We start from the raw sequence: 12,052 nt of genomic DNA, 5'->3' as shown, positions 1-12,052 counted from the left end.
TCGGCAAAAACCCTGCATTTCAATCTCTTGGCCCCTGTTGCACGCGCTCGGGCAGAAAAGCTTTTGCCGATACGCACAACAACGGTGCGCCACCGTCCGTCCCCCTGCGCGAAAAGCGTGCATCCGTGCAACGGGATTGACTATAGACACTGCGTGATACACTGCCGGCCATTGTTTCCAGGACATTTCCCATGCTCGCGCCCAAAGACTTCCTCGACGCCCTGAGCGGCACCGCCTCCCGCCTCTTCAACGGCGACACCCCGCTGCCGAAAGCCGAAATCGAAAGCCAGTTCAAAATGCTGCTGCAAAGTGCCTTCAGCAAACTCGATCTGGTCAGCCGGGAAGAGTTTGATAGTCAGATGGTGGTGTTGGCGCGTACTCGCGCCCGCCTCGAAAGCCTCGAAGCCAAGGTTGCCGAGATGGAAGCGAAGCTGACACCGCCCGCTGAATAATTCGCGTCCCCTGTAGGAGCTGCCGAAGGCTGCGATCTTTTGATCGATAGCCCTTCGACCATCCCGGCAACGTCCTACAACCTTAAATGACCGCCGTCCGATTGCGCCAAAAAAGCCCAGGTTTCTAAGCTCATCTGATGCTGAATGTTCAGCAGCGGGTTTGGCGACCTGGATCGAATTCGACGCAATGCAACTAAATTCACAGAGAGGTTTTTTCTCTCAACGAGTAATGGCGGCTTTGCGTGGGAGACCTCAGGGTCTGCCGGTTTCGAATTCACCGGTTCGCCAACCCGCGCATAGCTGCCACCCTTTTCGTTTGGCGACGAACAGAAGCAGTTTTCTTCACTTGAATTCGAGAACTGAACCATGGACGAAAACTACCTGACACCTTGCATCTTCACCCGCCACAAACTCCCCCTCCACGCCCTCCTCATCCAGAACTAACCCTGGTTCTGCGTCCGAGACCTGAGTCGCCTGCTGCACATCTACCTCAACGAACGCATGCTGCGGAAACTCGACCCCGACCAATACCAAACCCGCAAAACCCTGATCCACAACCAGATCGAAAACACCCTGCTGATCAGCGAATCCGGCATCTACGCCCTCCTCGTCTACCACTACTGCCCCGAATACCGAGCCCTGCGCGAATGGCTCACCCACCAGGTCATCCCCACCCTGCGCGACGCCCAACATCCCTGCACAGGCGAACGCCCACACCTCAGCTTGCTCAGTTGGCCGGACATGACGTTGAGTTTGTTGCATTGGAATAATCAGCCGTGGATACGGTTGCAGGATGTACCGCAGATGATGGTGGAACGGGAGCAGACCAAGCGCCCAAAGACAGGGCCATGGTGGAAAAGAGCTTCGCGGATGCTGCAATCGCTATAAACTCGCATGCCGGAGCTGGGCCCTGCGCAAATCGTAAGTCGATTGGAGATTCATCCAGAACTCAGGCTTAGTGTTGAGATGAGTGGCAAGGCTGATTGCCAGATCGGCGCAGATCCTGAGCTGGCATTTCACAAGCTTTTCGATCTCACTTTCGGGCCAGTTCGTGGGCATGGCCAGATCCATGACAGTCATGCCCAACGGCTCCATGAACTCCTTATTCAGAACCTCGCCCGGATGAATCGGGCGCATACCATTGCGGTTCATTTTTCGCCTCCAGAGGCTGCGTTGAGTGACCAAACTGGAGCATCCGATTCAGGAAAACAAGACCATCAAAACCGTTTGGCCGGCGTCCTACAACTAATAGGGCATAACCCTACGAGAATCAGCGTCTGCGCCTGATTCCGTGAGTTCTTGGCTGTGATTAGGCTGGTGGCTTTCGCCTGCGCTGGTCGATCCTATTCGTCGAGTTCCAGGCGATACACATTGATCGCCAGACACTCTGGTTCTGGATCCCTCTTGTCTCATTTGCTCAAGCTCAAAGAAAACACGCTGGTTCAGCATCCAGATGGTGGTTACATCTTTGGCACGATCCCCGATATGCCAAAATTCGGCTTGCCAGGCGGGAAGATTTATCTGCGGGTAGGTATTCACCGTCGAGCGAATAGTGGTTTTGGCGTAGTGCACATTTGGGAAGCCCATAGTGCCGATTTGCTCAAGCATGGTTGCCAGACTGCCGATGGGGTAGCAGCGATTGTTGCGAAAATGATCGTCCCGGGGGCACAAATCTATTGTGAGTTCAAAGAACAGCGATGTGGAAACAGGGTCGCGGTACTGAGGACATCTATGGGAACACTGATTCTTGAACCGCGACACGAGCGCGCCACAGGATTTGGTTACTTCGTGGTGACTTGGTACCCGCAAAAACGTGCACATGGCACGTTAGTGGGGCAGATACCACGAGCACCACCAAATCAGAAATAAAAAAAGGCGTCCGATGGACGCCTTTTAAGTATTTTTTGAGGAGTAGTCGCAGCGATTCTTTAGCTCCTGGCTTCACGGCCTTGGGTTCAGAATCCGACAGGCTAGCCAGTCGTCACTACTTCAGAGAAACCAGCTTTCTCTGCTGCCAAAAATGCGGGGGAGCTTTTGCTGGTGCCCAGTCCCGACGAATGCGCAGTTGCAGTCCTCGAACGGGATGATCCGTCAATGCCGGTCGAGAGTCAACGGTCCAATTCAGGCAAGCAATGACAGCCCATCGGGTCTTGATACGTCTTGTAAACCTCTATTTCAGCACTGAAACCCGGCTCAACTACCCTTCAAAAACCCGCAGGAAGCGGCTCCCCGATTCAACTCAAGGAACGACCATGTCCCTCTCCATTGTCCACAGTCGCGCCCAGGTTGGCGTGGAAGCCCCCGCTGTTACCGTCGAAGTTCATCTGGCCAACGGTCTTCCCTCGCTGACCATGGTCGGCCTGCCCGAGGCGGCGGTGAAGGAGAGCAAGGATCGCGTACGCAGCGCGATCATCAACTCCGGACTGCAATTTCCGGCGCGGCGGATCACCTTGAATCTGGCGCCGGCGGATCTGCCCAAGGATGGCGGGCGCTTCGATCTGGCGATTGCTTTGGGGATTCTGTCGGCCAGTGTGCAGGTGCCGTGTCTGACGCTGGACGAGGTGGAATGTCTGGGTGAGTTGGCGCTGTCGGGTGCCGTGCGGCCGGTGCGTGGCGTGCTGCCGGCAGCCTTGGCGGCGCGCAAGGCCGGGCGGGCGTTGGTGGTGCCTCGAGCGAATGCGGAAGAGGCGTGCCTGGCTTCGGGGCTGAAAGTGTTCGCAGTCGATCACTTGCTGGAAGCGGTGGCGCATTTCAATGGGCACACACCGGTCGAGCCTTATGTTTCCGATGGTTTGATGCACGCTGCCAAACCCTATCCCGACCTTAACGAGGTGCAGGGGCAGACAGCCGCCAAACGCGCACTGCTGATTGCCGCAGCAGGCGCGCACAATTTGTTGTTCAGCGGGCCACCGGGGACGGGCAAGACATTACTGGCCAGTCGTCTGCCGGGGCTGCTGCCACCGCTTTCCGAATGTGAGGCGCTGGAAGTGGCAGCGATTCAATCGGTCGCCAGCGGGGTGCCTCTGACTCACTGGCCGCAACGCCCCTTCCGCCAACCGCACCATTCCGCTTCCGGGCCGGCGCTGGTCGGTGGCAGTTGGCAGATCCGTGGGTTGTCGAAAAGCTGCAGTTTATTCTGGATGAGTATCAAGACAGAGTTTTTAAGAACTTAAACGTCCCTAAAGATCACAACCGAGTGACACTGTTCAAATTCAAAAAAAACCTATTTTTTCGGCGGCACTGGCTTGAATCCGAGGTGTCGACATGGTTCCCGTTCAAAACGCGCCGATTCTGCGGTGACTACCTCGTACCCTATATGCGATCCGGTCACCTGACGCTAAATACTAAAACCATTTTTTACATCGACAGCGAAAATAGCGCCAAATCTCAGGGAGTTGCAGGGCTAGCGTGGTCACAACGGGGCGTCGTAATCCTACCAGACCTCCCCGAAATCACTTCCAACACCAAGACCAAGGCTCGAGAAAACTATGCTACGGTGACTAAGTCGTCAGTACGCTTCTTGGAGCGTTACCTGGCTGAGGGAAGGATTCCCTCGCGCGCGATGGCCGCAATGCCGGTGGAGTGCAACGGCAAGCTGTGGGGAGTGATCGTCTTGGATAGTTTGGATCCATTAGGGGTAACAGCAGCCTCAGTCGAGCACTACACGTTAACCGTGGCCCTGATAGGGCACCTTTTGGAGAGAGCCTGATGAATACATCACGCGAAGAATGGATTTCGGTCTCCCAGCATGATTTGAACGAAGTCGAATCGAAGGAGCAACGAGGCATCAAGTTGCAATTTATGTTTTCCCCTGCCGACCTTCCTACGGCATGGAGGGGCTATCACATGAACTCCAAAACCTTGGTGGTTGAGTTCAAGTACTTGTCCGGCAATGAGGCAAAAGTTATCCAGAATCAAGATGACGGCGTCAGCATCGAAGTCGGCAAGAACAGCAAGCGTATTTACAGAATCATTCTTGATCTGATGAATTTTCCGGCGTCTGGAGCAATCATTGTATCCAAAGCGGCCGACGCCGTTGAACATGGCCAGGGCCTAAACAAGAGCAACTCAGAGGTTATTCAGAAGTTTCTGACGTCAAAAAAATCTCGGCCGGAGTTACTCCATATGATGGGCGCATAGGAATTGATCCTGCTCGATGGTCAGCGGTAGAAGGCGGCGCAGGAAGCGAGGTTCGATTCGAGGGCCGTCTTCCATCCTTAGCTTATATTCGGCTCATATTCATCATTGTAATGGGCATATTCTGAGCACCGATCACAAAGCGAGCCACTCTCTGCCTCATAACGTTCAAGTGTCCGATTACAGCCTCCGCACCTAGGCGGTTGATAACTGTAGCCACAAAGGTGACAGTAACCTTCGGTCAAATCAAACATAGCTGCGCCACAACCGCCACAGTCTATGATGACGTCCTCCCCACCGAAGGGATCCTCCTTCGCCAAGCGCAGCTCTTCAGACATCGCGTCAATAAAGGAATCGGTCTGACCGCACGCCAGGCAGGTGTAACGAAACTCGAAGTAGTCAAACGGTATCCCCGACTGAAGATCCTCACGGTTCGGCTCTAGCAATGGAGAGCCGCAAGCGCGGCATACACAAGTCTTGAAGAGCTCCCGAGTGTGCTCCATGACTCCCAGCGCTGCCCACTGTTGCTGTATCTCCTCGAGGTTGCGAGCGAAAAACTCATGATTTTTGAGCATCACTTCCCACGTACTACCCAGCATGGCCGCCGGATTCTCGGAAAGCTCGTGAGTAATGAAATCACCTAGAAGAGGGAAGAGATCCAGCAGAAATTTGTTGATGTCTTCCAACGGATGTTTTGGATGAAGATGTTCCAGATCATTCCGGCACGTTTGCAGGGCGTTTACAGCTTTCCAGTCGGCTCGAATGCCCAAACCTTCAAAGTGAAGCTGAATGTCTGCTACGTCGATTGTCTTGTTTCTTTCAAGCTCGGGACGCCATTCAATTTTGCCGCCATCGTTTCGGCACGGCTTGAACTTCCTGGCCTTGTAGATAAGGCTCGCCGCATGCTCAGGGGTGTCGGCTAGCGTTGAGATCTTGTATTTGAATAATAGAAGTACTCCCGCGAACAGATTGCGAGCGGCGGATACAGCACGAAGCGGATTTCCACTCTCTCCCTGGGTGAGCTGATAGTCCTCGATACCCAACTGGATCGAAGTCACGGCATTTTCGAGAACCTTCGCCTTATCTAACGTCGGCGCGCTCTTCCCTGACATCGAAATTCCCTCCACTTACGGCACGCTTGAGTCTGGCGAGGTACTGCTGGATTCTAGATCTACGCTCTAGTTGCCCAAAGCGATAATAGTGATCGTAAAGCCTGCCCCATCGGACAGGCTGCCGACCTGCGCAAACGGTTTCGAGATCACCTCAACCAGCAAAGGGAAGGATGTGGCTCATACACGCTGTTTCAATGGGCAGCACGTGAGCAGGTTGACATCCAAGCCGTCGCACTCACTTGGCCAGGTAGCTCCCAGAGCAACGCCACTCACTAAGAAGTGATCTGGGTTCAACGGGCCCAAAAAGCCGATTTCGAGACGCCCGACTTTCATAGTTGGGGTAGGCTACCAGACCCGAGAGCCTTCCAGGTCAGCCGATCCACTGGCCTACTGAAAACGTCCAGTCCAACTCGATACGAATCCCATGGACTGCGCTTTGAGGTCAGCCGATCTGGAGAGGACTCGACAGTGTTCCGTCAGCGGATCAACAGGCGTGCCCGAGAAGAAGATGACGATGACCCCCCTTACCTCAGCAGCCCCTCCGATACACGTTGGCTGATAGGTACGCGTGGTCGTCATAAGGGGTCTTTGCATTCTGACATTTGGCGAGGGCCGGCCTCCGATTTGGCGGTACTGGGAATGATCGGGATCTATCCGGCCCCGGGGTGGTGGAAAACCTTGGTGAAACAACAGCGCTTCAACGATGACGTGCGATACAGCCTAGTCGTGTCGATTAAGACACAGCAGACCGACGTGGACCTATACAACGCTGTCGACGTGGCAATCGCCAATGCGGCGGCCATCGTCACGTAAGCACCACTCACGTCCAGCACCTGAGTAGTAGTCCGAGCTGAAGGGACAATGCAGAGCAGCAGTGTTCGCGCTCAGGCCACATTGGATGCAGCTCGAAGGGAATGCGCTTGAAGATATCACCCAGAGCGTTAATCTGATATCGGATCGAAATATGGTAATTGCCAGTGCAGCTGAAGAACAGGCACAGGTATCGCGGGAAGTTGATCGTAACCTGCTTAACATTCGCGATTTATCTTTGCAATCTTCGGCAGGGGCGAATCAGATTGACGCTGCGAGTCGCGAGCTTTCCCGCTTGGCCGTGGCGCTCAACCAAATGGTCGGCCGATTCAAGCTTTGATGTGCAGCGATAAAGGCGACAGTTACACAACCTACTAAATCGCATGCAAGAACATTACTGATGGCAGGGATTCCCGAGACTGTGAATACCTGCTAGACGATTTGTTCCACAGAATTGCTGTCGGCTATTCTAAATAGATGCGATTTTTTCGAAATTAATGCGGCTGGAATATTCCACCGCTGTTGCGTCACAACTGCTTACAAACCTGCGGCAAGGCATCCACAAAGAGGGCTGGCTCAACATGGTCATACCCGTTACTACTGGACAAGCGCACGTCTATATCTCGGGCTTGTGCAAGCCCTCAACACCTTCTACGGCTACTTCTTTGCCTTCGATTTGCCGCAAGGTATTCGTTTGGCGGAAGATCTTGCTTTGTGAGCCGTCGGCACATACGGGATGGCTCAGTTGCTTTTGCAAGACGGCACAGTTTTCTGGCTTTACATCCCCTTCACGTGCGAGCCCATTCCATGACATTTGAGCCACCACAGAAAGGCAACCCGCATAAGTTGACGATAAAACAACACACCTTCCCGAGCGCCAGCATTTCTCGCTTCGCGAGCGAGAAAGGGGCGGTTCAGGTGCTGCGCAAGGCGTCTGAGAAGGTCTTTGATGCCAAGCCGGCGGATCAGATCTTCTGCGCCCAACGGGTTTGGGATCAACAGGCGGAAGGCGGGTTCATGAAAGAAATCGAGGACGCCTTCCAGGCTCTGGCCAGCGTTATTCTCGATGATCCTGCCTTTCGCTTTAGCCGCCAGCATTTCACCGTGATCAACGAGTTCTACTGCCTCTGCAACATCCGAGCGCAGTGGAAGAAGAACGAACGGCTAGCTAACCCGTCAATCGGCGGTGCTCCAGAGGTAATCGGTCTACGGCATTACTACACCAAGGATGAGCAGGAGCTACTGGAGGCCGAAGGTATCAGCTGTATCCGCCCCGACCTTACTATTTCAAGCCGTGCGGTTGTTGCGCCGTCGATCCGCCTCACACTTTCCGAAGCAGTCAGGGCGATGAGCGGCATAACGTGGCAGCGCCTGCAGGCTGTCGAGGGAGAGTTCGTCGTGCCGGACAATTTTTCCAAATGGCTGTTTGTACCGCTTTCGCCCACCGTCTGCCTTCGCGCGCATCCTGAAGTGAATCCATGCAGACTGTACCGTGATGGCGTGGCGGTCATCAATCGCCTCGCCATTGAGGCTAGCATCGACTATTACTTCGCCCGCAAACTAGATCATTGTCCACAATAATTCGTGCCTTGACTTCAAAGGGAGTCATCGACAGGGAATGAGGTTTGGGCAAGAAACGCAACCAAGCCATGCGTGACACGAACAAGAAACTACGCAGTTACAAAAACAAAGGGGCCGCCAGCGGCGATCGAATCGGTCTGGGCTTGGAGTTGTCGTTCAAGCCGAAGAAGATCAAGCGTGACGAGGCGGTGCTCGATGCCAGACTGAACCGCCATCATAGCGAGTGCTGCAGCTGATAGCGGTGCAGAGAGCGAGGGGAAGCAATCTGCAGGAGAATGCAGAAAAAAACCCCGAACCAGGCACTGCGTGACTTTACCCCGAAAAAACTCGAAGGCACTTTTTTAAAATCTGGAAAGGCCAACCAATTCGGGTTTGCCATTTTCAGAGAGAGTCACTATGCATCAAGAAACCTTCTACCAACCTAAGCCTTGTCTCTGCCACGTATGCCATGGACGTGGCGGGCCAATCGAGATTGAGTGTCCAGACTGCAGCGGAACCGGTTTTGACACCGCTGAAGATAATCCATACGCCCAATGCCATGGGTGCTATGGCGAAGGGACTCAGGAAGTCGAGGATTGCACTCGCTGTGGTGGCAGCGGTGAGATTGACGATGACGAGCTGTAAAGCTATGCCGTAGGAGCCAGCCGCCCCGTGGCCGCCCATTACGGCTGCGGGTCGGGTTGGGTCTTCGTAAGACACAACTGATGACAAGGCACACCTACCGAAACGAGAAACCACGCTGCGTTATTGCCGAGGAAAAAATGTCACATTATGTCTTCTATAGCACCAACGAGCTTGAGGTAGTTAAGAGCCGGCTGCAGGTCATTCTAAGCTGTGAGAAGAAGGAGGTCGCTAAACTTGTGAAATCCGATTTCCGCCAAGAGGTTCTCACCGTTGCCGAAATTTTCAGTTATGCAACCAACGCCCTACACCATAAATGGGCAGCAGCGATTCTAGGTAGTGTGCCTCTAGATAGATGGGTTGAAGGCATACATGGAGAACGCCACATTGAACCCAGCAAGGAAGCGTCACTTCGCCTGTGGTCGCCTGAGTTGCCTAAGGATCTTAAAGAAAACTTGATCATCGGGAATGTGCGCAAAGAAATTTTCAACAAACTTTTAAACTCTATGCCTGCCCAAACAAAAAAACACTATAAGGATATTTTCACATGGGTTAACGACCCATCCGAAGCACCTTTTGAACTAGCTTCGGGCCCACTTGGCTCCGACACAGTATTTGGCTCTTTACTCATATTCCTTGAAAAATGGATGGACGCGCAGTTGCAGGAAAGCGAGAAGCTATGGCTTTTCAATAATGACTGGCCCACGGATAAATGTGTCCCCCCCGAAATAACTAGGGAGCTATCGCTTCAAGCCTTGGAGCACTGCCAGCACACTTTGTCCACCTGGCTCGATGAGGACACCCACGAACTAACAAGCGCTCCTGACAGCTTGTTGGCTCTGATCAGCGCAAACTTATCCGCCAATCGTGCACTACTTGAATTCGCAGCAACAGATGCTCGAGGACATGAAGCCGCGAGCTTGGCAATTGACATATTAAATAAGCTCAATAGACTTGGAATAATTAAAATCCCATCAGAAATATACAACATCACTCTTCGCGAGGCAGCTTCCACTTTACTTGGCGTACTAAAAATACTCTTTGGTCACGGAGGCAAGCTTATATCTCCAGACTCAGACTTTAAAAGACCCATGAGCAATTCCGATATCTACATCGCCGTTAAGCGAAGCCTACAACTACAGGAGAACTATATCGCGACACGGGGCAGCCGAGGCGGCCCTATACATGCTAGAGAAAACCACGGAAAATCACACAACCTATTTATTTTCTGTTTAACAATGATTGGAGCATTTTACGCGAACTCCAAAACCGCCAACGAGTTCAAAGGTAAAAGCAACTCTAGCTATGCAGTATTTCCTGCTAGAAGCATTAAAGCTGCAGACACCAACGATATAATTCCAATCCATGCAGATGAGCTTTTGAAGCAAGCATATGGGCAAATATATTTCGGAAACATAGACAATGGCATCCTAGCAGCCGGAGTTATAGATCACGCAAAGACGGCCAGCATCAAGAGAGCACACATCCAGCAGCTAATATTCTTCACAACTAAAAATCGCCCCTCAAGCTGCTTACTAAAACTAGCCAAGCGATTTCTAGAAACGAAAGAAAATTTTCCTCTAATGAAAGAAAACATAAAAACAGTACAACACGCTCGAAGCGTTTGAAGTTAAGAAGCTTTAAAAGCTCCAATGCAATACTCTTATACCCTTCGCAGGCTCTTGAGGATACGAGCGCGCAGAACAATGAGATAGCCAAGTTTTGACCATGATCGCTCAGTTGCGCGAAAAAACTAGGCAAGAGGTCCGCGACCAGCTCCCAGTCGACATCGAAAATTTCGTATCGCTGTTTGGGCATGGAAGAGTTCCGCGCTGAAAAGCGCAAGAACTCTACGGAAACTCAGGCAGGGCCGGGGCGTTGGCGGATCTTCATAGGTTTCATACAGCGCCTAGGAAAAGAATTATTCTAGGTCAGGCAAGCCGATGACAGTACCACTCGACGAGGTGTACAGGTTCATAATGACAGACCTGTACAAACGACTACGTTTGCCGTCAACGCGCATTGGCATATCAACTACCTCCATCTGTTCTATGTTAGGTTCGAACCGAGCGCTAGTGATCGCCTCAGGGTCTTGTTTGATAGCAGCGCGAATTAGATCACCTTGCATCCCGAGGAAAAATATTCTTCCCTCCTCTCCCTGATATAGCCTACCCACAACGTCGCGCTCTGGTAACCAAACCTTTTTTCTGGCCAGAAAAGCGTCCACGTAGTTCTCTGATGTATATGGAAAACCATCAAGCGATTGCCTCTTGTCAGAAGCGCCCTCCCGCCATAAAGCTGCGCGTTCCCGAAGAGCGATAGGCAATTTAGCAAAGGGGGCAAGCAATGAAACTATCGATGCTACATACTCCAGACGAATCGCGACTTTCAAATCGCCAGGATCACCTTGTAACTTATCTGGAGGAGGATCAAGTATCCAGCACTTGGCCGGGTTAGTACGATCTACCGCTGCGATCATACCGTATTTAGCCGTGGCAGGATGCTTATATGCAGTGCCCTTACTAGCAATCTTAGTTTTTTTCGCCTCAATATTATCAGCGTGAGTCTTTACAGCTTTCTGTTCAATAGTGTTATCAGTAACAAAGCTACCTTTTGACTCAATTTGGATTAAAGCATTTTGAGCTGTGACGCCAACCATCGTGCGCTCAAAGTCAAAAGTTGGATGAGCTTTTGGCCCTCTTTGTATGGGAAGAGTGTCCCAGTCTGCAGCGATCAACCCAAACATTGAACTTGCAACAGAGAGAGTAACTGCTTCCCCCACCCACTCTTGAAGGCCTTTACTACCGGGCCGCCAATTAATCGTGCCGCTCGTGCCCACCATTCCTTTCAACCAGGTAGTTGCTGTATCCAACTCCTTCAGCCGAGCGACGTAGCTAACATAGTCAACACTGTCTGCGCGATGAATTAAAAAGTAATTCAGAAAGTCGGGCAGAGGAATCGTATTATGTTTCTGAAATGCTCGCACCTTGGCGTGCGTACCTAAAGACTTGTAGGCACCTTTACTAAGCTTTGCTTTATGCCCTTTATAGTAATCAAGGTCAACTTTCAGCAGAGGAAAAGGGGGAAGCACAGACATAACTCTCAACCGTTATCATCAATGATCTGGCACCTTACCACTGATACCACATTGACACCATAGAGCTTTTATTGAAAAAACTTATTCCCCTATAATTTTTTTGACATCTCAATAAAAACATCCCCGATAGCAACTCACGCACTGAAATCATCTGCGCATGATAATAATCATCTTTCTCTACACAACATTAATAATATCTGATCTCGATGAAATGAAATGTGTTATCTGCGCTCGCCCCCCCC

11 protein-coding genes and 3 pseudogenes are annotated in these 12,052 nt (G+C 52.0%); 11 read left to right on the top strand and 3 right to left on the bottom strand.

The genetic code is table 11. From position 1 onward, the window contains the following. Positions 1-191: 191 nt before the first annotated feature. Positions 192-452 (top strand): accessory factor UbiK family protein, encoded by a 261-nt coding sequence (locus QMX86_RS05250; RefSeq protein WP_008086041.1) that lies wholly within the window; start codon positions 192-194, stop codon positions 450-452. Positions 453-818: 366 nt separating this feature from the next. Next, positions 819-1,340: pseudogene (locus tag QMX86_RS05245) on the top strand (Bro-N domain-containing protein). Here the strand turns inward: QMX86_RS05245 and QMX86_RS05240 are convergent. Next, positions 1,335-1,604, bottom strand: a complete 270-nt coding sequence (locus QMX86_RS05240; protein WP_122751205.1) for a HigA family addiction module antitoxin — start codon at positions 1,602-1,604, stop codon at positions 1,335-1,337. The pseudogene QMX86_RS05245 and the gene QMX86_RS05240 overlap by 6 nt on opposite strands. 252 nt (positions 1,605-1,856) lie before the next feature. Here QMX86_RS05240 and QMX86_RS05235 point away from each other — a divergent pair, with 252 nt between their 5' ends. The 4 genes and pseudogenes from QMX86_RS05235 (at position 1,857) to QMX86_RS05220 (ending at position 4,592) form a co-directional block, all read left to right on the top strand. Next, positions 1,857-2,321, top strand: a complete 465-nt coding sequence (locus tag QMX86_RS05235) for a hypothetical protein (RefSeq protein ID WP_073470953.1) — start codon at positions 1,857-1,859, stop codon at positions 2,319-2,321. Positions 2,322-2,704: 383 nt separating this feature from the next. Continuing rightward, positions 2,705-3,547: pseudogene (locus tag QMX86_RS05230) on the top strand (magnesium chelatase domain-containing protein); the annotation flags it as partial. A gap of 101 nt (positions 3,548-3,648) precedes the next feature. After that, positions 3,649-4,161: a GAF domain-containing protein gene (locus QMX86_RS05225; protein ID WP_282386048.1), complete on the top strand. Its 513-nt coding sequence runs from the start codon at positions 3,649-3,651 to the stop codon at positions 4,159-4,161. After that, positions 4,161-4,592, top strand: coding sequence for a hypothetical protein (locus QMX86_RS05220; RefSeq protein ID WP_217879002.1), 432 nt, complete (start codon positions 4,161-4,163; stop codon positions 4,590-4,592). The genes QMX86_RS05225 and QMX86_RS05220 overlap by 1 nt, the downstream gene beginning before the upstream one ends. 77 nt (positions 4,593-4,669) lie before the next feature. On the opposite strand, the gene QMX86_RS05215 is transcribed toward QMX86_RS05220, so the two are convergent. Beyond that, positions 4,670-5,701, bottom strand: a complete 1,032-nt coding sequence (locus tag QMX86_RS05215) for a hypothetical protein (protein WP_217879003.1) — start codon at positions 5,699-5,701, stop codon at positions 4,670-4,672. A gap of 639 nt (positions 5,702-6,340) precedes the next feature. Here QMX86_RS05215 and QMX86_RS05210 point away from each other — a divergent pair. From QMX86_RS05210 to QMX86_RS05190, 5 genes and pseudogenes are all read left to right on the top strand, one after another. Beyond that, the gene (locus tag QMX86_RS05210; RefSeq protein WP_225914398.1) at positions 6,341-6,514 is read left to right on the top strand and encodes a hypothetical protein; all 174 of its coding nucleotides are present in this window, start codon (positions 6,341-6,343) and stop codon (positions 6,512-6,514) included. 33 nt (positions 6,515-6,547) lie between these two features. Then, a pseudogene (locus QMX86_RS05205) lies at positions 6,548-6,851 on the top strand (methyl-accepting chemotaxis protein); the annotation flags it as partial. Between the two features lie 467 nt (positions 6,852-7,318). Then, positions 7,319-8,092: a hypothetical protein gene (locus QMX86_RS05200; RefSeq protein ID WP_282386044.1), complete on the top strand. Its 774-nt coding sequence runs from the start codon at positions 7,319-7,321 to the stop codon at positions 8,090-8,092. A gap of 44 nt (positions 8,093-8,136) precedes the next feature. After that, positions 8,137-8,328, top strand: a complete 192-nt coding sequence (locus QMX86_RS05195; protein WP_217879005.1) for a hypothetical protein — start codon at positions 8,137-8,139, stop codon at positions 8,326-8,328. A gap of 468 nt (positions 8,329-8,796) precedes the next feature. Next, on the top strand, positions 8,797-10,341 hold the full coding sequence (locus QMX86_RS05190; RefSeq protein ID WP_282386043.1) for a hypothetical protein: 1,545 nt from the start codon (positions 8,797-8,799) through the stop codon (positions 10,339-10,341). Positions 10,342-10,634: 293 nt separating this feature from the next. Here the strand turns inward: QMX86_RS05190 and QMX86_RS05185 are convergent, their stop codons facing one another. Then, positions 10,635-11,810 (bottom strand): hypothetical protein, encoded by a 1,176-nt coding sequence (locus tag QMX86_RS05185; RefSeq protein WP_217879007.1) that lies wholly within the window; start codon positions 11,808-11,810, stop codon positions 10,635-10,637. Positions 11,811-12,052: the final 242 nt, after the last annotated feature.

It is taken from the genome of Pseudomonas sp. PS01270 (assembly GCF_029959775.1).
Lineage (GTDB): Bacteria > Pseudomonadota > Gammaproteobacteria > Pseudomonadales > Pseudomonadaceae > Aquipseudomonas > Aquipseudomonas atacamensis.
Note: the sequence above shows the minus strand (reverse complement) of the source record. Positions and strands in the feature narration are given on the sequence as shown.